This window comes from Colwellia sp. 6M3 (assembly GCF_014077595.1).
Lineage (GTDB): Bacteria > Pseudomonadota > Gammaproteobacteria > Enterobacterales > Alteromonadaceae > Cognaticolwellia.
Map to the genome: position 1 here is coordinate 1 of NZ_JACGWF010000012.1, position 21,749 is coordinate 21,749.

The 21,749-nt window shown below is 38.1% G+C and carries 19 protein-coding genes and 1 tRNA gene; 6 read left to right on the plus strand and 14 right to left on the minus strand.

Translation table 11 applies throughout. From position 1 onward, the window contains the following. Window positions 1-646, plus strand: a 646-nt coding sequence (locus H4J50_RS04385) for a tetratricopeptide repeat protein (RefSeq protein ID WP_182254687.1), incomplete at its 5' end; no start/stop codon positions are given. 1,099 nt (window positions 647-1,745) lie between these two features. On the opposite strand, the gene H4J50_RS04390 is transcribed toward H4J50_RS04385, so the two are convergent. The 7 genes from H4J50_RS04390 to rlmE all read right to left on the minus strand — a co-directional run bounded on the left by H4J50_RS04390 (window position 1,746) and on the right by rlmE (window position 8,166). Beyond that, window positions 1,746-1,830 (minus strand) — tRNA-Leu (locus H4J50_RS04390). Window positions 1,831-1,843: 13 nt separating this feature from the next. Beyond that, window positions 1,844-2,224, minus strand: a complete 381-nt coding sequence (gene secG / locus H4J50_RS04395) for a preprotein translocase subunit SecG (protein ID WP_182254733.1) — start codon at window positions 2,222-2,224, stop codon at window positions 1,844-1,846. A 4-nt stretch (window positions 2,225-2,228) separates the two neighbouring features. Beyond that, window positions 2,229-2,999: a triose-phosphate isomerase gene (tpiA, locus tag H4J50_RS04400; protein ID WP_182254688.1), complete on the minus strand. Its 771-nt coding sequence runs from the start codon at window positions 2,997-2,999 to the stop codon at window positions 2,229-2,231. A 125-nt stretch (window positions 3,000-3,124) separates the two neighbouring features. Further along, the gene (glmM, locus tag H4J50_RS04405) at window positions 3,125-4,462 is read right to left on the minus strand and encodes a phosphoglucosamine mutase (protein ID WP_108456556.1); all 1,338 of its coding nucleotides are present in this window, start codon (window positions 4,460-4,462) and stop codon (window positions 3,125-3,127) included. 74 nt (window positions 4,463-4,536) lie between these two features. Continuing rightward, a complete protein-coding gene (gene folP / locus H4J50_RS04410; protein WP_182254735.1) occupies window positions 4,537-5,316 on the minus strand; it encodes a dihydropteroate synthase in 780 nt (259 codons plus the stop codon). A gap of 200 nt (window positions 5,317-5,516) precedes the next feature. Continuing rightward, window positions 5,517-7,469 carry an ATP-dependent zinc metalloprotease FtsH gene (gene ftsH, locus H4J50_RS04415; RefSeq protein WP_204100619.1) on the minus strand — a complete coding sequence of 651 codons (1,953 nt, stop codon included), beginning with the start codon at window positions 7,467-7,469 and terminating at the stop codon, window positions 5,517-5,519. Window positions 7,470-7,536: 67 nt separating this feature from the next. Then, window positions 7,537-8,166 carry a 23S rRNA (uridine(2552)-2'-O)-methyltransferase RlmE gene (gene rlmE / locus H4J50_RS04420; protein WP_108456558.1) on the minus strand — a complete coding sequence of 210 codons (630 nt, stop codon included), beginning with the start codon at window positions 8,164-8,166 and terminating at the stop codon, window positions 7,537-7,539. Window positions 8,167-8,377: 211 nt separating this feature from the next. Between rlmE and yhbY the strand changes: the two genes are divergently transcribed. Together yhbY and H4J50_RS04430 are read left to right on the plus strand one after the other, a co-directional pair. Continuing rightward, on the plus strand, window positions 8,378-8,674 hold the full coding sequence (yhbY, locus tag H4J50_RS04425; RefSeq protein WP_108456559.1) for a ribosome assembly RNA-binding protein YhbY: 297 nt from the start codon (window positions 8,378-8,380) through the stop codon (window positions 8,672-8,674). A 264-nt stretch (window positions 8,675-8,938) separates the two neighbouring features. Then, window positions 8,939-9,283 (plus strand): rhodanese-like domain-containing protein, encoded by a 345-nt coding sequence (locus H4J50_RS04430; RefSeq protein ID WP_108456560.1) that lies wholly within the window; start codon window positions 8,939-8,941, stop codon window positions 9,281-9,283. Between the two features lie 111 nt (window positions 9,284-9,394). Here H4J50_RS04430 and greA read toward each other — a convergent pair whose 3' ends face one another. The 7 genes from greA to H4J50_RS04465 all read right to left on the minus strand — a co-directional run bounded on the left by greA (window position 9,395) and on the right by H4J50_RS04465 (window position 17,863). Next, window positions 9,395-9,871 (minus strand): transcription elongation factor GreA, encoded by a 477-nt coding sequence (gene greA / locus H4J50_RS04435; RefSeq protein ID WP_182254689.1) that lies wholly within the window; start codon window positions 9,869-9,871, stop codon window positions 9,395-9,397. Between the two features lie 141 nt (window positions 9,872-10,012). Continuing rightward, on the minus strand, window positions 10,013-13,231 hold the full coding sequence (gene carB / locus H4J50_RS04440; RefSeq protein ID WP_108456562.1) for a carbamoyl-phosphate synthase large subunit: 3,219 nt from the start codon (window positions 13,229-13,231) through the stop codon (window positions 10,013-10,015). 29 nt (window positions 13,232-13,260) lie between these two features. Beyond that, window positions 13,261-14,406 carry a glutamine-hydrolyzing carbamoyl-phosphate synthase small subunit gene (carA, locus tag H4J50_RS04445; protein WP_108456563.1) on the minus strand — a complete coding sequence of 382 codons (1,146 nt, stop codon included), beginning with the start codon at window positions 14,404-14,406 and terminating at the stop codon, window positions 13,261-13,263. A 301-nt stretch (window positions 14,407-14,707) separates the two neighbouring features. After that, window positions 14,708-15,514 (minus strand): 4-hydroxy-tetrahydrodipicolinate reductase, encoded by an 807-nt coding sequence (gene dapB, locus H4J50_RS04450; RefSeq protein WP_108456564.1) that lies wholly within the window; start codon window positions 15,512-15,514, stop codon window positions 14,708-14,710. A 12-nt stretch (window positions 15,515-15,526) separates the two neighbouring features. Further along, window positions 15,527-15,973 (minus strand): hypothetical protein, encoded by a 447-nt coding sequence (locus tag H4J50_RS04455; protein WP_182254690.1) that lies wholly within the window; start codon window positions 15,971-15,973, stop codon window positions 15,527-15,529. A gap of 121 nt (window positions 15,974-16,094) precedes the next feature. After that, entirely contained in the window at window positions 16,095-16,718 is a 624-nt protein-coding gene (locus H4J50_RS04460) for an FKBP-type peptidyl-prolyl cis-trans isomerase (RefSeq protein ID WP_108456566.1), read from the minus strand. A 161-nt stretch (window positions 16,719-16,879) separates the two neighbouring features. Next, a complete protein-coding gene (locus H4J50_RS04465) occupies window positions 16,880-17,863 on the minus strand; it encodes a ketopantoate reductase family protein (protein WP_182254691.1) in 984 nt (327 codons plus the stop codon). A gap of 320 nt (window positions 17,864-18,183) precedes the next feature. On the opposite strand from H4J50_RS04465, the gene H4J50_RS04470 reads away from it, so the two are divergent. Genes H4J50_RS04470 through H4J50_RS04480 form a run of 3 tightly spaced genes read left to right on the plus strand, consistent with a single transcriptional unit; the run spans window position 18,184 to window position 21,471 of the window. Then, complete coding sequence (locus H4J50_RS04470) at window positions 18,184-19,557, plus strand: hypothetical protein (protein ID WP_182254692.1); 1,374 nt, start codon at window positions 18,184-18,186, stop codon at window positions 19,555-19,557. 5 nt (window positions 19,558-19,562) lie between these two features. Further along, complete coding sequence (locus tag H4J50_RS04475; protein ID WP_182254694.1) at window positions 19,563-20,687, plus strand: cytochrome-c peroxidase; 1,125 nt, start codon at window positions 19,563-19,565, stop codon at window positions 20,685-20,687. Beyond that, a complete protein-coding gene (locus tag H4J50_RS04480; RefSeq protein WP_182254696.1) occupies window positions 20,680-21,471 on the plus strand; it encodes an MbnP family protein in 792 nt (263 codons plus the stop codon). Before H4J50_RS04475 ends, H4J50_RS04480 begins: the two co-directional genes overlap by 8 nt. Window positions 21,472-21,749: the final 278 nt, after the last annotated feature.

Consider the following 21,749-nt stretch of genomic DNA (forward strand, 5'->3'; position numbering starts at 1 on the left):
AGTTCGTGGTGATTTACTAGCAAAACAAGAAAAGTTAACTCTGGCCAGTGAAAAATATGCAGCAGCGCTTTCATTAGACCACAATTTTATTCAAGCATTAGTAAAATTGTACCAAATGACAACATTAGGCTTTGGTCATGAAGCATTTCAAAGTCTCACCAATGAAATTTTGAGCAAAAACGAAAATTTTCATTTTATGCGTAACCTTTTAGCAGATCATTACTTAAATATTGGTGATACAGTAAATACTAAAGTTCACTATGAAATTTTAAAAGAAGTCGAAGAACTTCCAAATAAAGCGCAAGTGTTAAATAACTTAGCAAATATTTTATTAAAGGAAGATCTAACTTTAGCTGAAAAATATGCCCTCAACGCATTAGCACTAGATGATACATCTTCCGCTATACTAGATACTTACGGGTGGATAAAAGCTTTACGAGGAGAGTTTGAAGAAGGCTTAACCTTACTTAGAAGAGCCTATACCATGAACTCTAATGATCCCGCAATTAACTATCATTTAGGCTACACATTAATGAAACTTAATCGAGTTGAGGAAGCAAAAAGAGAATTAGGCCTTGCGCTTTCTAGCGATATTAATTTTTCCGAACGAGATGAAGCTAAAGCGTTATTAGAAAGCATTAAATAACCAATATAGTTAGTTGTGTAAGATGGCGCTCATAAAACGAAGTGTAATAGGTATTTCGTTTTATGAGGCTTTATATAAGCGAGGCTTCTAGTGCAAATAAAGTATATCTCGACCAAGTTTCCCTTTCTTTAGTATCAATTACAAACCCTATAATTTCTCATCAGCTTAAAAGTACGTTTATCAATAAGTTCGCCTTTGAGCAATTTCAATTCAGTTTTATCTGTAATCCAAAAGATTAATCACCTTAGTTGGCATTATATAAAGAGTATTATTAAATTTGACATGCCTAATGTGTAATTTTTCAGTAAAGTGCTCCATAAATATAAACAATCATAAATCATACTCGTTATAAAAAAGCATAACGAGGCAAACTAGAAGCCAATTTTAAGCCATTAAACACCTTCGCTTATATAGCCCAACAATTCGTTAATAAACTGTATCGGCAGCGCTTTGAAAGCCCTTAAGCCGTAACGTCAACATATCAATTGTTATGATTATTAATAAAAGTAAATCTAGTAGAGGTATTTAGCGCTAGGTTAAAACAACTTAATATTTGTCTATTGATAGGCTCTTTACTCAGACTTATTATCATTGCAGAGCATAAAGCATTTGGCACTTAATTATTGGGGCAAAATGTTTATGAAGAAGTAACACAATTTGATGCGGAAATTTATAAAAACGTACTTTAACGCAAGCCAACGTTAACATCCATTTACACCGCATAGCCTCACCTATCAAGTTAATAAAGTACATTCTTCAGTTATCATTAACTCTCACATTTATATTACTTAAGGTGTTATTAAATAAGATAAGTTGATTTTTGCATACTACCTCATGACCCTGACACAGGTTATGTCATGAATTACATCTTGATTGAACCGAGCGTTAGCTTGTTAATACCATTTATAATGTATATATTTTTAGTGATAACTGCTCAATGGCTTCATGCATATCCAAAAAGTAAAAAAGCAGTTATAGCGCTATAAAGTTACTTTGCACACTAGGTTACTTTTTGTAAGAATATTAAGACATAAAAAAACCGGAACACCTTATTATAAAGGTTATTCCGGTCTTTATCGGTTCTAATCGAACCTGTATTTGGTGCAGATAGAGAGACTCGAACTCTCACGCCCTAAGGCACCACCCCCTCAAGGTGGCGCGTCTACCAATTCCGCCATATCTGCAAATATTTTAAAACTAGTTTGGTACGTCGCTGCCTTTTTCTGCAGAAGCGTCGCTTGCAGGTACATCAGCGTTATCAAATTTTGGTTCGACAACTGATGAATCAGCTGGAATACTTTGTTCTACTGGCACAGCTAGGTCATCAAAGTCGGCACCTGCTTTAACACGGTTTGCCGTTAGGTTACCTAATACTAAGCTGATAGCAAAAAATGCTATGGCTAAGTACGTGGTCGACTTAGTTAAGAAGTTACCAGAACCGCTTGAACCAAAAATAGTGGCTGAAGAACCAGCGCCGAAAGATGCGCCCATATCAGCACCCTTACCTTGTTGAATTAGCACTAAGCCAATCAAACATAAAGCAACGATCAAATACACTACAATTAACACTTGATACAACATTTTATTTTCCCTTTGCTGCCGAACAAATTATTTTAAATTCTTCGGCTTTTAAACTAGCACCGCCGATTAATCCACCATCGATATCAGCTTGTGCAAATAATTCTTCACAGTTACTCGCATTGACACTGCCACCATACAACAATGGCAATTTAACTGCGACGTTTTCATCAACTTTTGCGATAAATTCACGTATAAATTGATGGGTTTCCTGTGCCATTTCTGGCGATGCTGTTTTTCCAGTACCTATTGCCCAAACAGGCTCGTACGCAATAACAACATCTTTAAAATTTTCAATACCTATTTCATCAATAACGGGCTGTAATTGCGCCGCTAAAACAACTTCGGTTTGGTTTGCTACACGTTCGGCTTCACTCTCACCTATACATAAAATAGGTTTAAGTCCTGCTGTCAGTGCCGCATTAACTTTTTTTGCAACTAAAGCGCTTGATTCATTATAAATACTGCGACGTTCAGAGTGCCCTACAATAACGTAGTTAACTCCAACTTCTTGCAACATTGACGTTGAAATTTCGCCAGTAAATGCACCTTTAGTATGTTCGCTTAAGTTTTGAGCACCTAAACTAAATGCTGATGATAAATTTACACTCTTACTTGCTGCACTAAATGCCGCTAAGTAAGGAAAGCTAGGACAAACAACTACTTCAACGTTTTCGTTTAACGTTACGTTATGTAATTCTGAAACCATTGAGTTGACTAAAGCCAAACTGCCGTTCATTTTCCAGTTTGCTGCAACTATCGAAAGTCTATTCATTTATCATTCCTAAATCAAAGCGGCGAGATATTAACTAACCTGTCGACAAGATACAAGTATTTCACGCAATATCATGTTTAATTGCTCATTATTCATTCGACTTTAAACTCTATCGAACTTTTTTTCTAAAAAGCTTGTTTTACAGCGTCGGCAATCTCATTTGCTAAGGCTGTAACTTCATCATGTTCAGGGCCTTCTACCATGACACGAATCAGTGGTTCAGTACCTGATTTTCTTAAAAGTACTCGCCCACGACCCGTAAGTTTTTCATTCACGCGATCGACTGATGCTAACACTTCAGTATTAACTAACGGATCACTGTCTCCTGAGAATCTAACGTTGACGAGGACTTGTGGTAATTTAGTCATACCTTGGCGCAATTCATATAATGTTTTGCCTGAATTACATATGGCGGTTAAAACATTTAACGCGGCAATAATACCATCACCTGTAGAAGTATGGTTTAAATTGATAACGTGACCAGAGTTTTCTGCGCCTAATTTCCAACCTTTTTGTTTAAGCATTTCCATAACATAGCGATCACCAACTTTACTACGTGCAAATGGTACGTCCATATCTGCAAGCGCCAGTTCTAAGCCCATATTACTCATTAATGTGCCAACAACACCACCATCAATACTGCCATTTTGTAAATCATTACAGGCAATAACATAAACACTTTCATCACCGTCTATAACATAACCGGTATGATCAACCATCATTAAGCGATCGCCATCACCGTCCAGTGCAACACCTAAGTCAGCTTGATGCTCAACTACGGCTGCACTAATTGCTGCCATCGACGTTGCGCCACATTCGTGGTTAATATTCGTGCCATTTGGTGAAGTACCAATTTCGATAACTTCAGCGCCTAACTCTCGAAAAACGTTTGGTGCTATGTGATAAGTTGCGCCATGAGCACAATCAACTACGATTTTCATACCTTTTAATGAGTATTGGCTTGGGAAGTTACTTTTACAAAACTCGATATAACGACCTGCTGCATCGGCAATACGCGTTGCTTTGCCTAAATGAGCAGAGTCAACACAACTCATCTCTTTATCTAACTCAGCTTCAATCGCTAATTCAACATCATCAGGTAATTTCTGACCATCTTGAGAGAAAAACTTAATACCATTATCATAAAATGGGTTATGTGAAGCACTGATAACTATGCCTGCTTCAGCACGGAAGGTTTTAGTTAAATATGCAATACCTGGAGTCGGCATAGGTCCTAAAAGTCCAATATCAATACCGGCTGCAGAGAAGCCTGCTTCTAATGCAGATTCTAACATGTAACCTGAAATGCGGGTGTCTTTACCGATCAATACTTTTTTAGTGCCTTGTGCCGCTAATACGCGACCAGCTGCATAACCTAATTTCATGACAAACTCAGGTGTAATTGGATATTGGCCTACTAAACCTCTGATTCCATCGGTGCCAAAATATCTTCTTTGTGACATTTTTTATCTTCCTTTATTTCACTATGCTTATTTTATTCATCTTAAAAATTATCGTGACTGATTTATCTAGCTAATTAGCAATTATCAGTCACTGCTTTTAATATAGTTAATGCATCCACAGTTTCTTGAACATCGTGAACACGAATTATATGAGCTCCTTGCTGAGCGGCAATAATGGCGGTGCTTATGCTGCCTGCAAGCCGTTGCTCAACATCTCGATTTAATAAATTACCAATCATCGACTTTCGTGACATCCCAGCTAATATGGGTAAATCGAGTACCGAAAACTTTGATAAATGCGCAAGTAAATGAAAATTTTGTTCAAGTGTTTTACCAAAGCCAAAACCTGGATCTAAAATTATTCGCTCTCGCGCAATACCCGCACTTATACATGCATCAATTCGTTGTTGAAAAAAAACTATAATCTCGGTAATAACATCATCATAGCTTGGGCTGTTCTGCATTGTTCTGGGTAAGCCTTGCATATGCATTATACAAACAGGGATATTACTGTTCGCAACAGCAGCTAAGCAGCCATCGTTTTGTAAAGCACGCACATCATTAATAATATCAGCACCTGCCGCGATAGCAGCACTCATCACTTTAGCTTTGCTTGTATCAATAGACACTAAAACGTTAAAGCGTTCTTTGATGGCTTCTAATACAGGAATAACACGTGCAAGTTCGTCTGCCTCACTAACCTCTGCAGCCCCAGGTCGAGTAGATTCTCCACCAATATCAATAATGGTAGCGCCATCGGTGATCATACGCTGAACTTGTGCTAATGCCGGTTCAAAATTTGCAAACTTACCGCCATCTGAAAAGGAGTCAGGTGTAACATTTAAAATACCCATTACCTGAGGGGTTGCTAAATCGAGTACTGAGTTAGGGCAATTAAGTTGATTACGCACTGCATTCTCTTTTATCACGAGTTCTTTATTACTTTAACTTCTGAAACAGACTAGCGGTTTTAAAAAGTTAAAATAATAAAGCCTCAATATGCATTAAATCGTTAGATTTAACCCATTGAGGCTTTAATAATTTACTGTATCAGCTACGAAGTTGGAATGTCTGAGTTATCAGTTGAGCTTTTAGGCTCTTTAGTTTCCTTTACTTCTTCATCTTTTTTAGCTGATGGCTTGCTTGAATCGGCATTTTTGTCTGACTTATCGTCAGAGTCTTTTGCTTCAAAATCAGCCGGTAGGCGAACTTTAACTCGATTCATTAAGTCATCAACTTGCAATGCATCAATGGTTTCATATTCCATTAAAGCGTCTTTCATTGCATGAAGAATATCTTCATTTTCTTTTAAGATAGTTGCTGCTCGTTCATAGTTACGATTAACAAAGTCTTTGATTTCTTCATCAATGGCACGGGCAGTTTCATCCGACATATTTAATGATTTAGAAGATGTTCTTCCTAAGAAAACTTCACCTTCTTCTTCAGCAAATAACATTGGACCCATTTTTTGAGAAAAGCCCCACTGTGTTACCATTTTACGTGCAAGTTGTGTAGCACGCTCAATGTCGTTTGAAGCACCGGTTGATACTTTTTCAAAACCATAAATCATTTCTTCAGCAATACGTCCACCGTATAAAGATGAAATATTACTTTCTAGATGCTGCTTACTATGGCTAAATCTGTCTTGTTCAGGCAAGTACATAGTAACGCCTAGTGCACGACCACGTGGCATAATGCTCACTTTATAAACAGGATCATGATCTGGCACTAAACGGCCTACAATTGCATGTCCAGCTTCATGATATGCGGTCATTTCTTTCTCTGACTCACTCATTACCATTGAACGACGTTCAGAACCCATCATGATTTTATCTTTAGCTTTTTCAAACTCAGCCATACCTACAACACGACGCTCTGCACGTGCAGCAAATAAAGCCGCTTCGTTAACTAAGTTAGCTAAGTCAGCACCTGAGAAGCCAGGAGTACCACGAGCAATTACTGATGCTTTAACATCGTCGCCTAAAGGCACTTTACGCATGTGCACTTTAAGAATCTGTTCACGACCACGTATATCAGGTAAACCAACAGTAACTTGACGGTCAAAACGGCCAGGACGCAATAACGCTGGATCTAACACATCAGGACGGTTAGTAGCGGCAATAACAATAACGCCTTCATTACCTTCAAAACCATCCATTTCAACTAGCATTTGGTTAAGTGTTTGTTCACGTTCATCATGACCACCACCCATACCTGCGCCACGTTGGCGACCCACTGCATCAATTTCATCGATGAAGATGATACATGGTGCTGATTTTTTAGCTTGTTCAAACATGTCACGTACACGAGAAGCACCAACACCTACAAACATTTCAACGAAATCAGAACCTGAAATAGTAAAGAAAGGAACTTTAGCTTCACCGGCAATAGCTTTTGCTAATAACGTTTTACCTGTACCTGGTTGTCCTACCATCAAAACACCCGATGGAATACGACCACCAAGTTTTTGAAAGCGTGACGGATCTTTTAAGTAATCAACTAGTTCTGATACTTCTTCTTTTGCTTCATCACAACCTGCAACATCAGCAAAAGTAGTTTTAATTTGATCTTCGCCTAATAAACGCGCTTTTGATTTACCAAAACTCATTGCGCCTTTACCGCCCCCACCTTGCATCTGACGCATGAAGAATATCCATACACCAATAAGCAGTATCATTGGGAACCAAGAAACAAATATGGTCATCAAGAAACTAGGTTCTTCTGGTAATTCGCCAGATGCGTTAACACCTTGCTTAACTAGATCGTTAATTAAATCACGATCATAACCACCAGGAATAACGGTAACAAAGTTTTCACCGCTGCGTTTAATACCGTTAATAACGCCATTTCTGTCAACGTCAACTTCTCTAATCTGCCCTTGACGAACGTCTTGAACAAATTGTGTGTAATCCACTTGTTGCTCTTTGCCGCTTCCAGGGGTAAAACTTTGGAAAACAGACATTAATACAACTGCAATAACTAACCATAAAATAAGATTTTTTGCCATATCGCTCAACTTAATGACCTCTTGATAATGTTAAAAATGGTGCGATGAAATAATTCCACCTAATTTACTACAATTTAAAGCCCGTAGCCACAAGATAAACTTCACGTGAGCGAGCACGTGACGATTCAGGCTTGCGAGTTCTAACGGTTTTAAATGCGGCTCGAGCGTCTTTCATAAATTGCTCAAAGCCTTCTCCTTGGAACACTTTTACTACAAAAGCGCCATCTTTCTTTAACACCTGATTGCACATATCTAGTGCTAATTCGACTAAATACATACTGCGTGCCGCGTCTGCTGCATCATTACCGGTAAAGTTTGCTGCCATGTCAGACATAACAACGTCAATATTTTTACCATTAATTCGAGTTAATAAAGCATCTAGCACCGCTTCTTCGCGAAAGTCACCTTGCAGAAAATCTACGCCTGCAATAGGGTCCATTGCTAAAATGTCACATGCAACAACTTGCCCACTATTACCAACCACTTTCGTGGCGTATTCAGACCAACCGCCAGGAGCCGCACCTAAATCAACCACCTTCATGCCAGGTTTGATCAACTTATCTTTATTATTTATCTCTTCAATTTTAAAAACAGCACGAGAGCGTAAGCCCAATCGTTGTGCTTTTTTTACATATTCATCATCAAAATGCTCTTTTAGCCATCGAGCACTACTGACACTGACTTTATTCTTGCTCATTCAATCCACTTATATATTGTTGCTATTCAAAGGTACTTGTTTGGTAACTTGTTCACTTTACGCGTCACCAAAAAAGTAACAGGTGTATTTTAACCATAATAAAACAGAAAAGTACGGTAAAAAGCAGACAGTTTGTAAACAATATTAGTATTACAAACTAGATGGAGGTAAAATAGTGATAATTCAAGCTAACTTGTAACGAAAATTGTTAATGAACCTAAATAAAAAACAAATTCAGTATTTAAAAGGCTTAGCACACAGCCTTAAACCCGTGGTATTGCTAGGCAACAATGGCCTAACAGAAGCTGTAGTTGCCGAAATCGACTTCGCTTTAAATCACCACGAATTAATTAAAATTAAAATCCCTACGGATGATCGTGAAACCAAAGCACTTATTGTTGAAGCTATTTGTCGTGAAACAAATTCAACTAAAGTGCAAGTGATCGGGAAAACCTTAGTTATTTTCCGTCAAACGGAAGAAAAGAAAATTCGTATTCCGAAAGTTTAAGTTATTTCTATTTAGTTGAAGTTTACTTTGGCTTTATGTAAATAGTGATAAAACGCTTTGGTTTTTAAAAAAAGGGCTTATGCCCTTTTTTTGTGATCTATTTTTATAAACTTGTCATTCCAAGCCATCGTAAACCTTTATTATAAATTGTAGAGCGAATGTTATGGTATCAGTAACAAACACTACATTAGAAAAAACTAATATACAAAAAATGTAACTTGCCATACAATATTCTCATTACCTATATTTTATGAGGACTTTTAAATGATTTTGTCAGTACCTGAATTAGTCGCACAAGCTAAAGCATCAGTTAGTTGTGTTAGTGCAGCACACGCTTTCACTCAAAAAAATGCGATATTTATTGATGTTAGAGAGTCTGAAGAAACAGCCTCTTCGCCAGTAAAAAACTCAATCGCTATTCCTCGCGGTGTTTTAGAAATGAATATCACTAAATACTGTGCAGATGTAGAAACACCAATATACCTGCATTGTGCTTCTGGTGGTCGTGCGACGTTAGCCGCAGAACAATTGCAGCGTATTGGTTATAAAAATGTAAAAGCAATTAGTGGATCGCATGACGAGGTTTGTCAGGCACAAAAAAACCAGTAAACTCTAAATAAATTTGAGCTTACTGGCTTAAACTATTATTTTGCACAGTAGAGAGCAGACATTAAGTCTACTCTACTAGGCTTATTTAGTGCTGATATTAAAGATTAAAGATTAAAGGTGTTCTACGCCAATAATCTCATATTCAACTACACCACCTGGTGTTGTTATTTCAATTTCACTATCAACTTCTTTACCAATTAAACCACGGGCAATAGGTGAGTTTAGTGATATACGTCCAGTTTTAAAGTCGGCCTCGTCATCACCAACAATCTTGTAAGTAACTTCAACTTCAGTATCAATATTGAGTAAAGTCACCGTTGTGCCAAAAATCACTTTACCGGTATTAGGAATTTTTGTAACGTCTATCACTTGCGCATTACATAATCTACCTTCAATATCTTGAATGCGACCTTCACAGAAACCCTGCTCTTCTTTAGCAGCATGGTACTCTGCATTTTCTTTCAAATCGCCATGTTCACGAGCATCGGCAATATCTTTTACAATACGTGGACGCTTTTCGGTTTTTAATATTCTCAATTCTTCTTTTAATTGCTCGGCACCAAGCAATGTCATCGGATATTTTGTCATTTTACTCTTCTTTTTCTAACAAGAAAGGCGGTTTACCTATACTAAATAATAGAAGGTAACCACCTTTAGAAAATTATTCGCTTAAACTGACTTTACCGTTAATTTGTTTATATTTCAGAACAAATTAACGATTCAAGTAACTTATTTACAGCGTTTGTGTAACTCTTGTATTGAATTTACGATATTGCGATCATCTGCTGCGTGCGATTGACAAGCGGCAAATGCGGCATTCAATGTTGTAGTATATGCGACTTTGTAACGTAAAGCACCACCACGTAAAACTTTTGAATCTTCAATCGCTTTACGACCTTCTGTGGTATTAATAATGTAGGTGTACTCACCATTCTTAATTCTATCAAGAATATGTGGGCGACCTTCATGTACTTTATTAACTAAACGACAAGGTATATTCGCTTCACCAAGAATAACAGCGGTGCCGTGTGTTGCATCAATTTCATAGCCTAATGCGACCATTTGTTTTGCTAAATCAACTACACGTTCTTTATCACTATTACGCACAGATATTAATGCACGACCATCTTTAGGAACCGATACACCTGCGCCTAAGTTGGCTTTAGCATAAGCTTCTTCAAATGTTTCGCCTACACCCATAACCTCACCCGTTGAACGCATTTCTGGCCCAACTAATGGATCACTACCGTGGAATTTGTTAAACGGAATAACCACTTCTTTTACAGAGAAATAAGGTGGGATAACTTCTTTAGTAACACCTAGCTCTTTAAGAGTTTTACCCGCCATTACACGAGCACCGATTTTAGCTAATGGCACAGCAGTAGCTTTCGAAACAAATGGAATCGTACGCGCAGCTCTTGGGTTTACTTCAATTAAATACACTTTGCCGTCTTTAACAGCCATTTGTGTATTCATTAAACCAATAACATCTAGCTCAAATGCTAAGTCTGTTACTTGCTTTCGCATTACATCTTGAATTTCTTGGCTTAAGCTATACGCTGGTAGTGAACATGCTGAGTCACCTGAGTGAACACCTGCTTGTTCAATATGCTGCATTATGCCGCCAACTACCACATCTGTACCATCACAAACCACATCAATATCAACTTCAATCGCGTCATCAAGGAAGTGATCAAGCAGCACTGGCGAGTCGTTCGATACATTTACCGCTTCAGTCATATAACGACGTAAATCATCTAAGTCATAAACGATTTCCATTGCACGGCCACCTAGAACATAAGATGGACGAACCACTAATGGAAAACCAATAGCTTCGGCCTTAGCCATCGCTTCTTCTAGAGATGTTACGGTAGCATTTTCCGGTTGTAATAAACCTAAACGGTCAACTGCTTGTTGAAAACGCTCACGGTCTTCTGCACGGTCAATTGCATCAGGAGAAGTACCAATAATTGGCACGCCTGCCGCTTCTAAAGCACGAGCTAGTTTCAGTGGTGTTTGACCACCGTATTGCACGATAACGCCTTTAGGCTTTTCAATGCGCACGATTTCAAGTACATCTTCAAAAGTAATTGACTCAAAATATAATCGGTCTGAGGTATCGTAATCGGTAGAAACTGTTTCAGGGTTACAGTTAACCATAATGGTTTCATAACCGTCTTCACGTAATGCTAATGCGGCATGTACACAACAGTAATCAAATTCAATACCTTGACCGATGCGGTTTGGACCGCCACCTAAGATCATAATTGATTCTTTGTCTGTCGGGTTAGCTTCACACTCTTCATCGTAAGTTGAATACATGTAAGCTGTATCGGAACTAAACTCAGCAGCACAAGTATCTACTCGTTTGTAAACAGGGAAAATACCCGCTTTATGACGCTTTTTACGAATTTCAGCTTCACCAACACCAATTAAGTCAGCTAATCGAGAGTCAGCAAAACCTTTACGCTTTAATTGACGCAAGTACACAGGTGTTAATATTTTTAAGCCACCTTCTTCTACTTTTGCTTCTTCTAAAACAATATCTTCAATTTGAACTAAGAACCAACGGTCAATTTTAGTTAAACGATAAATATCATCAACTGATAAACCTAAACGAAAGGCATCAGCGATATACCAAATGCGATCAGAACCGGCTTCTTGTAGTTCATGCATGATTTTAGTTTTAGCACCCGGCTGAGTCACATCAACCATAGGGTCAAAACCGTTTACGCCAACTTCTAGGCCGCGCAAGGCTTTTTGTAATGATTCTTGTTGATTACGTCCAATAGACATAACCTCGCCAACTGATTTCATTTGCGTCGTTAGTCTGTCTTCAGAGCCGGCAAATTTCTCGAAGTTGAAACGTGGAATTTTTGTCACAACGTAATCGATAGTCGGCTCAAATGAAGCTGGTGTAGCGCCACCTGTTATATCGTTAGTTAATTCATCAAGCGTATAACCAATGGCAAGTTTGGCTGCTATTTTAGCGATTGGGAAACCCGTTGCTTTTGATGCTAGCGCCGACGAGCGCGAAACACGTGGGTTCATTTCAATAATAACCATACGACCAGTATCAGGACAAATACCAAACTGAACGTTAGAGCCACCCGTTTCAACACCAATTTCACGTAATACCGCAATCGATGCATTTCGCATAATTTGGTATTCTTTATCAGTTAACGTTTGTGCTGGTGCAACCGTGATTGAGTCACCGGTATGAATGCCCATAGGGTCAAAGTTTTCAATCGAACAAATAATGATACAGTTATCATTTTTGTCACGAACCACTTCCATTTCATACTCTTTCCAACCGATTAATGATTCATCGATTAATAATTCAGAAGTTGGCGAAAGGTCTAAACCACGTGTACAAATTTCAGTAAATTCTTCGCGGTTATAAGCAATACCGCCACCCGAGCCGCCCATGGTAAAAGATGGACGAATAATACAAGGGAAACCTAAGTTTTTACTTGCTGCGTGGGCTTCTTCAAGTGTATGTACAATCTCAGCTCTTGGCGTGTCTAAACCAATGGCTTTCATTGCTTTGTCGAAACGACTACGGTCTTCAGCTTTATCAATTGCATCTGCTGTAGCGCCAATCATTTCAACATTAAATTCTTTTAATACGCCTTTAGCTTCGAGCTCAAGCGCACAGTTTAATGCGGTTTGACCACCCATAGTCGGTAATACCGCACAAGGACGTTCTTTTTCAATAATTTTACGTACCACTTCCCAGTGAATTGGCTCGATGTAAGTGGCATCAGCCATTTCTGGGTCGGTCATAATGGTTGCTGGATTCGAGTTTACTAGAATAACTCGGTAACCTTCTTCGCGCAGTGCTTTACACGCTTGTGCACCTGAATAATCAAACTCACATGCTTGGCCAATAACAATTGGTCCTGCGCCTAAGATCAAGATACTTTTTAAATCAGTACGTTTTCCCATTTTCTATTCTCTCTTCTCTTGTCTAAGGGCTAAGCTTTTTTCGAAGCAACGATTAAATCGATAAAATGATCGAACAATGGTGCAGCATCTGCTGGTCCTGGGCTCGCTTCAGGATGGCCTTGGAAACTGAATGCTGGTTTGTCTGTACGATGAATACCCTGAATAGAACCATCAAATAATGATGAGTGCGTCACTTTTAAATTTTCAGGTAAGTTATCTTCATCAACAGCAAAACCATGGTTCTGAGCGGTGATCATCACAACATTGCGCTCAAAGTCTTTTACTGGGTGATTTCCACCATGGTGTCCAAACTTCATTTTAATGGTTTTAGCACCACTGGCTAACGCTAACAATTGATGACCTAAACAAATACCAAATACAGGGATATCTGTTGTTAAGAATTTTTTAATTGCCGTAATAGCATAGTCACAAGGTTCTGGATCACCTGGACCATTTGATAAGAAAATGCCATCAGGGTTCATCGCTAATACTTCTTCAGCCGACGTTTGTGCAGGTACTACGGTAAGTTTACAACCACGGTCTACTAACATACGTAAAATATTACGTTTAGCACCGAAATCGTAGGCAACCACATGAAACTCTGATTTTTCAGGTGTAATATGGCCTTTTCCTAGCTGCCAACTGCCTTCTGTCCATTGGTATGATTCTTTAGTTGAAACAACTTTAGCTAAGTCCATACCTTTAAGGCCTGGAAATGCTTGCGCTTGAGATAACGCTTTAGCAGCTTCAACACTTGCATCAGTAATATCACCGGCGATAATACAACCGTTCTGCGCGCCTTTTTCACGTAAAATACGCGTAAGTTTGCGGGTGTCTATATCGGCAATACCTAAGATATTTTTTGCTTTTAAGTAGTCGCCTAAACTTTGCTCGTTGCGAAAGTTACTTGCTAATAATGGTAAGTCACGAATTACTAAACCTTTTGCCCAAATAGTGTTAGATTCTTCATCTTCACTATTGGTACCTGTGTTACCTATGTGTGGATAAGTAAGGGTAACAATTTGCTCTGCATAAGAGGGATCAGTCAGAATTTCTTGGTAGCCAGTCATTGAAGTATTAAAAACTACTTCACCAACAGACGCCCCTTCTGCACCGATAGCGGTGCCCTTAAATACAGTGCCGTCTTCAAGCACTAAAATGGCAGATTTAGTCAATGTAACCTCCGTTAAGAAGAAAGAAAATTAATGGTCAAACAACTAATAACTTAACCATTAATGATAAAAGCGATACGTACAAAAATTGCCAAAACTTTACTCATGAACGTCATGAACTGTAAATTTTTGACAAAATCCACTTATTTTACGCTTGTAAGCTTCTTTCGTCTAGTAATAATTGTAAAAAACTCTCTGTTTTTGACGTAATTGATACAAAGACCTCAAAAACAACACTTTACTCTAAAAACCACCCGTAAATACTAACCATTTAGTCAGGTTTATATTAATTAAAGTAATTTATCTAATCTTTTAAACCTAGTACGTCTTGCATGTCATAAAAGCCGTTATTGGCTTCACTTAACCAAAAAGCAGCGCGCATAGCGCCTAAAGCAAATGTCATGCGTGAGCTTGCTTTATGGGTTAACTCTAATCGTTCACCAATATCAGCAAAGTATGCGGTATGTTCACCAACAATATCGCCAGCGCGAACCGTTGCAAAACCTATTGTTTCTCGGCTGCGCTCTTCCGTAATACCTTCTCTGCCATATACGGCTACCTCATTAAGGTCACGTCCTAAGGTATCAGCAATAACTTGGCCCATTTTCACAGCCGTGCCCGACGGTGCATCTTTCTTAAATCTGTGGTGCGCTTCAAAAATTTCTATATCAGTATAGCTACCAATCGCTTTAGCCGTAATCTCAAGTAACTTAAACAATAAGTTAACGCCAACACTGGTATTTGGAGCCAAAACAACCGGTATGCTCTTACCGGCATCCTTAATCGTCTCTACTTGTTGATCTGAAAAACCTGTGGTACCAATAACAAGCGCTTTATTGTGTTGCTTGCACCAGTTAATGTGCTCTAGCGTAGCTTCAATTGAGGTAAAATCAATTAACACATCTGCCGCTAATAATGTTTGATAATCTGTGGTTGTTTTTTTGCCAATAGCGCCAATACCCGCTATTTCGCCCAAATCAAAATTTTCGAATGAAGAACCAACTCGAACACTACCACCAACAAGCTCAACAGATTTATGCTCTATTGCTGCCTGAATTAAATTGCGGCCCATACGCCCGCTACAACCTAAAATAGCTACTTTTACTTTCATGAAAACGTATTCCTAAACGCTAATGCTATAAGCTGACTTATAAGCAATGTTAAAAGGGGTATTTAAATCAATTGATTGACTAAGCTCTTGTGACACTACATTAAATATTCGCCATTGGCCTTCTTTTAAAAGCAAATGATAAAAAGCAGAGAAATCGGTAAAAACTTCATCTTTAGAGTCAATAAACTGCCAATCAATACAAGCCAGTACTAAATCGTCTTTTAACACACTAAAACTCGACTTTAATGGCACGAAATTTTTTATCTCTGCATGACTGAGTACAGTAAATATATCTATGAACTCTCGTTTGAAGGCTTCTTCGTTATCAATTAAAACAACTTTGTCAGGTGTATGCAAAGTACATGGCAGTTGATAACACTGTTGTGTTTCTGCCATATTCTGCTGATGAAACGCCGCGATATAACGTTGAAATAATTTTTCGATAACTGTTTTTTGCATTGGTTACTTAATACCTACTGGGTATAACTCAAACTGGGTATAACTCAAACTGGGTTACACCAATTTGATTAATTAAGCTTATAAAAAAGCCCTCAACTGAGGGCTTTTAAAAAAATCTTATTTAGCTAACAACCGATAACAACTCAACGTCGAATATCAAGGTTGCGTACGGAGGAATTGCACCTTGAGAGCCACGCTCACCGTAAGCTAAACCATAAGGTACGTATAAACGCCATTTAGAACCTTCAGTCATTAATTGTAATGCTTCAGTCCAACCAGCAATAACACCGCCTACTGGAAATTCAGCAGGTTGGCCACGTTCAACAGAGCTATCAAAAATATCACCATTGATGAATGTACCATGGTAATGCACACGTACTGTGCTTGCAGCAGTTGGCGTTTCGCCTTCACCCGTTGCGATTACTTCGTACTGTAAACCTGATTCAGTTGTTGTTACTTCATCACGTTTTGCATTTTCAACTAAAAACTCTTCGCCTTCAGCTGCTTTAACTTTAGCTTCAGCTTGCTCTAGTTCTTGCATTTTTTTAGATACAATACCAAATGCTTCATTTAAATCTTCATCAGATACTTGGCTGTCAGCATTTGCAATAGCATCTGCTAAACCAGCTTGTACAGCTGATACGTCAAAGTCTTTAAAAGGGTTGTTACGAAGTTGGTCACCTAGTTGACGACCTACGCCATAGCTTACGCGTTGTTCAATTGTTTCAAATTTATTTTCAGACATTATTTAATCTTCACTTAATTTATACGATAAAAATTCGCGATACAATAGCATAAATTTCACGCCCTCTGAAGGGCTAGCGTTAGCGATTTTGTTATTTATTATAAATTTTTTATCTTTAATTGTACTTGACACGTTTTGCCTGCAATCATCTTTTACTCTATCTAACCTTCAGTAATTTTCTGATAACACTGTGTTAACACCGGGGCTGATAAATTAAATTCTTTTACTAGCATCATTGGATAAGCAACGAGTACATCAAATTCGGAGTTATTCCCCGCTGCCAAGTCTCGTTGCATTGAGGTTTCACTACTGTCGGGTAAGCGTGATAAAAAGCTCAATGTTTCTTTAATATGTTTATCGCCAAGGTTTACGCCAGATTTTCGCGCAATATCTGCATATTCATTAACAATGCGCTCTAATAAAAATGCGATATGACTTTGTGAACGAATTTCGCCTAAATTCAATTTTCTCGCAGAGGCTAAAGCTCCCCAGGCAGCAACAAGTATGTACTTTCGCCACAATGCCAGTTCTATATCACTCGTTACCCCTACACTAATACCTGCTAATTTTAAGCGTTTAGCTATTTCACTAAGCCGTTCAGTTTCATCAGTTTTCAAGGCAGTCCCCTGCTCATTCATTTTTAAAGCCGTACTATCTACTAAGGGTTTATTAATAAAAGCACCTAAAGTGATATGAGGTTTTGCGCCGGTATGATTGATCAAACCTGTAGCCGATTTTTCAGCAATAATTTTTGCTAAACCGCCAATAATATTTTCACGTGGAATGCCCTGAGCCTGCGTTATATCCGCAGCATTAACACCATTTAATAAAGGTATTACGCGGGTATTATTTACGATTAATGGTTTTATTTGTGCAAGAGCTGTATTTAATTGATAAGACTTTACGCAGAGAAATATAACATCGGCAGGTGTTGCTAAACTATTAATCGTTAAGCTTTCGCCATCAACCACATTAACATTATTTAGCTGAACATCACCTTCTATACTCTTGATCATCAATCCCGATGTTTGCATGGTTTTAAATTGCTCACCCCGGGCAACAAACGTAACATTTTCACCGTGCTGCGCTAAGCGGCCACCAAAATAACCACCAACAGCACCACACCCAACGATAACAAAATGCATCACTCATCCTTTTAGTTCTAATTTAGGGTGAAGTTTATCATGAAGATACTCAAATGATCAGATGCTTCAGGGCTAAAATTTAAATAACAACAATTTGTGATACCCATGATTTCAACTAAACTTATGGGTTGTAACTACGGTTTCATCACTATAGATGAAATTACGACATCTAATTTACAAGAACATAGATAGTATTAGAAAAACAGAAATACGTTTAATTGCAGTATTCAATTGTAGTAAGGGGTATGGAGTAATGTTTATCTGTTTTTATGAGTTTGTTCAAAAATATAATACAAACAAATAACTCAAGGGACATTATCATGAGCAAAGTTATATTAATTGCCTTAGCTATAGTCTTATTCAGTGGTTGTGGCGATGCCAGCAAAACATCGAGTACTGCAACAATTGATAAAACTGAAACGAGTAGTAAAGCGACTAGAGAACAAACAACTACACAAAATGATGCTATTAACATTGAAGAAACTCAAGCAATGGTATTACTTAGTGGTCTGCCAACCTTAGGTACTTCCGATAGCATCGCTATTATTGATATGGATCCCGACTCGGCCAATTTTGGAAATATACTTTATGACTACCCACTCCCCAAACTTGATGCACCTATGCACCACCTTTATTACAGCCCTAACGGACGTTTGTATGCCACGGGGCTAGGCTCTCAATGCAGCTTAGCTGAAATTGACTTGGTCAGAAACGCAAAAGCTGAGCCGATAATTAGTAATTTCGAATGCTTAAACACCAACGGACAAAATGTTGGAGAAGATATTATGTGGCATAACGTCAATGGTGAGCTAACGATGTTCGTTACCTTTATGGGCGGCTCTGATTTAACTCAAATTGACGCAGGTACGGTCGGCGTATTCAATGCCCAAACGAATGAAGTCATTAAAATTATCGAAGCAAGAAAGTCTCAAGTAGAATCAGGTCAGCCTTATATCATGTTCCCACATGGCATTTCAGCTTATGGCGATAGAATGGTAGTCACATCTTCTACTCACCCAGCCATTGCCACAGAAGTTGGTAATTCCATAACCATTATCGACTTAAACACTTTAAAACCAATAGAAACTATTGTTATTGAAGATGCCAAGCCTGTGGGCTTCCCTTCATCGCCTGTCGAAGTGCTTTTTGTTCGTCCCAGTATTGTCGAAGGGGTGGAGCCAGCTATTTTGGTTAATACTTTATTCGGTTTTGAGACTTGGAAAGTTCCTTATAACGAGAAAACTAAAACGTTTAATACGCCAGAAAAATTATATGACGGAGCTACAGCAGGTACAGCAGTACCGTTAGAGTTTTATGGTAATGAAGATGAATTATTTATCAGTCATGGCGTGCCCGGTATAGTTAAACGCTACGATTTAAAACAGTTACCCAATTTAGTATCTTCAGGCGAAGATATAAAGGCAGAAAGCGGTGCGCATCACATGATATTTTATAAAACCGCAGCCGGTCGCAAGCTCATTGCCGTACAAAACAATTTGTTAAATTTAGGTGACGCTAAAGACAATGACCCCACCGACATAGATTTTCTCGTGAAACTAAATCACCACTCGGTCACCGTGCATGATCTTATTACGGGCGAGCGACTGGGCGAAATAAACTTCAAAGAAAAGTACAAAAAAGGTATCGATAATATTGAAGCATTATTTGGCTCAGGCTTTACGCATCATCATTAATTGTCATGAAAATCACCGCAATAGTTGTCGCCATCGCTTTTCTATTTATAGCGGCAACTATTTACAACTTACAAAATAAAAAGCCGACCACTCACCTTGTCGAATTCACGGCACCTTTTATATTTGGCCGTTTTACCGTGCCAGAAAGTAATCCTTTAACCCAAGAATCAGTACTACTTGGCAGAAGGCTTTTTTATGATCCAATATTGTCTAGCAACAAGAAAGTGTCTTGCGCGACCTGCCATCAGCAAGCACTTGCCTTTACTGACGGTTTAAAAACATCCGTAGGCGTGTCAGGAATTCCTCTTGCTTTCAACTCCATGAGCTTAGTGAATTTAATGTGGGGACCCAAGCATTTTTTCTGGGATGGTCGTGCTTCATCTCTTGAAGAACAAACAATTATTCCCATTACACACCATGATGAAATGGCGCGTAATATCGAAACACTGATCGTTGATTTAAATAATGATAAGACCTACAAAAAGCTATTTAAACAAGCTTTTGGAAATATAAGTGCACAAAATATAGCGAAAGCCCTAGCAAGCTTTCAGCGAACATTGATTTCGGCTAATTCACGATACGACCAATATTTACGTGGCGAAATACCTCTTACCGCCATAGAAGAACAAGGTCGTAAGCTTTTTATGGCCCATCCTGATACTAAAGTGGTATTACGTGGGGGAAATTGCATTGATTGTCATAGCCAATTTCTCACCAGCGGCTTTGGCACTATGTTTGATGGCTTTAGCAATAATGGCTTAGATAATGATCAAACATTACAACCTGGCTTATTTACGTTAACGCAAAATGAAGCGCATCGAGGCTTATTCAAAGCACCCACATTACGCAATATAGCGGTTACATCTCCATATATGCATGATGGCCGTTTTGCTACTTTGCATGAGGTTTTAGCGCATTATAATGGCGGCATTAAGCGCAGTAAAACACTCAGCCCATTAATTATTGAAGCAGATAATATTCCAAAAACACAAAACGATCATATTAGCTTAAACCTCAATGATGATGAAGTAACCGCCATTATTGCATTTTTACATACACTAACTGATGAAGAATTCTTAGCTAACCGTGCATTTTCAGACCCTTTTATCGCCGAGAATAGTGATGACTAAATATAACAACAGCAAGATTAATAAGAGCAAAGTGTTTTTTAGCCTATTAATGCTAGCACTTGTATTAGTGGTGATTTCAGTTTGGCTTCGCCCTTCTCCACAAGACTTAACTTTGCGCTTTCACCCCTTTGTTGGCAATAAACCTTTGGTGCTGAACACTCAAAGCTATAAAAACCCCGGTGGTAATGGCGAATTTTCAATCAGAGATTTTCAGTTATTCATTAGTAATATTCGCCTAAGCTTTCCGGCTAAAAGCCTTACGGAACAAGAGAGCTATCATCTTGTTAGATTTGACGGGAATAAGGCTTTCGACCAAATTGTTATCCCCAAAATAGAAATTAGTAACCTTAAACAATTAACCTTTGGTGTTGGTATAGACCCAAAAGCAAATGGCTCACTTATGTTTTCAGGTGATCTAGACCCAAACAGTAGAATGGCCTGGAACTGGCAAGTCGGTTATAAATTTTTGTTATTAGAAGGTACGTTAACAATAGATAACAGCCAACTTCCATTGGTTTACCATATTGGCTTCGACGAAAGTTATACCGAGCTCAATTTTGACATACCTAATAAAATCATGACAACAAAGGGGGTTATTAACTTTAAAGTTGATCTGTTGCGTTTATTTCAAAAAACCCATCCCGCAAGTAAAGAGTTAATAAAAATAGAGTCACCAATAAGTGTTGAATACATTGATATGTCTGAAATGCCGCATGTAAAATTTTATCCCAAAGATGTAAAAGCACTTGCCGAAGGCTTTCATGATTTTATTAGTCTTATGTAATTTTAATTGGTACAAAAAAAAACATCATATTGCTCATATTCTAATTCGCTATTGTTAAATTATTACAATTTACATTGGCAAATTTTAACTTAATAAATTTTTTATAATCCGCTAATAATCACTGTCTATACTTATATTTAATATATTTATATCACAGCCAGAGATGCCAAGTAACTTTATGTATTTTTGACTGTGAAATTTAAAATTTTATACGTTTTTATTATATAAGAAAGCCTCTATTAACATCACATTAACTATGAAAAACAATAAATCCGTTT

Coding starts and splice junctions, on each gene's coding strand:
- H4J50_RS04465 (WP_182254691.1), bottom strand. CDS start 17,863: ATGCATTTTGTTATCGTTGGGTGTGGTGCTGTTGGTGGTTATTTTGGT.
- carB (WP_108456562.1), bottom strand. CDS start 13,231: ATGGGAAAACGTACTGATTTAAAAAGTATCTTGATCTTAGGCGCAGGA.
- H4J50_RS04475 (WP_182254694.1), top strand. CDS start 19,563: ATGAAAATCACCGCAATAGTTGTCGCCATCGCTTTTCTATTTATAGCG.
- glmM (WP_108456556.1), bottom strand. CDS start 4,462: ATGTCACAAAGAAGATATTTTGGCACCGATGGAATCAGAGGTTTAGTA.
- tpiA (WP_182254688.1), bottom strand. CDS start 2,999: ATGAATAGACTTTCGATAGTTGCAGCAAACTGGAAAATGAACGGCAGT.
- H4J50_RS04470 (WP_182254692.1), top strand. CDS start 18,184: ATGAGCAAAGTTATATTAATTGCCTTAGCTATAGTCTTATTCAGTGGT.
- rlmE (WP_108456558.1), bottom strand. CDS start 8,166: ATGAGCAAGAATAAAGTCAGTGTCAGTAGTGCTCGATGGCTAAAAGAG.
- H4J50_RS04460 (WP_108456566.1), bottom strand. CDS start 16,718: ATGTCTGAAAATAAATTTGAAACAATTGAACAACGCGTAAGCTATGGC.
- dapB (WP_108456564.1), bottom strand. CDS start 15,514: ATGAAAGTAAAAGTAGCTATTTTAGGTTGTAGCGGGCGTATGGGCCGC.
- ftsH (WP_204100619.1), bottom strand. CDS start 7,469: ATGGCAAAAAATCTTATTTTATGGTTAGTTATTGCAGTTGTATTAATG.
- H4J50_RS04455 (WP_182254690.1), bottom strand. CDS start 15,973: ATGCAAAAAACAGTTATCGAAAAATTATTTCAACGTTATATCGCGGCG.
- folP (WP_182254735.1), bottom strand. CDS start 5,316: ATGGGTATTTTAAATGTTACACCTGACTCCTTTTCAGATGGCGGTAAG.
- H4J50_RS04430 (WP_108456560.1), top strand. CDS start 8,939: ATGATTTTGTCAGTACCTGAATTAGTCGCACAAGCTAAAGCATCAGTT.
- yhbY (WP_108456559.1), top strand. CDS start 8,378: ATGAACCTAAATAAAAAACAAATTCAGTATTTAAAAGGCTTAGCACAC.
- greA (WP_182254689.1), bottom strand. CDS start 9,871: ATGACAAAATATCCGATGACATTGCTTGGTGCCGAGCAATTAAAAGAA.
- H4J50_RS04480 (WP_182254696.1), top strand. CDS start 20,680: ATGACTAAATATAACAACAGCAAGATTAATAAGAGCAAAGTGTTTTTT.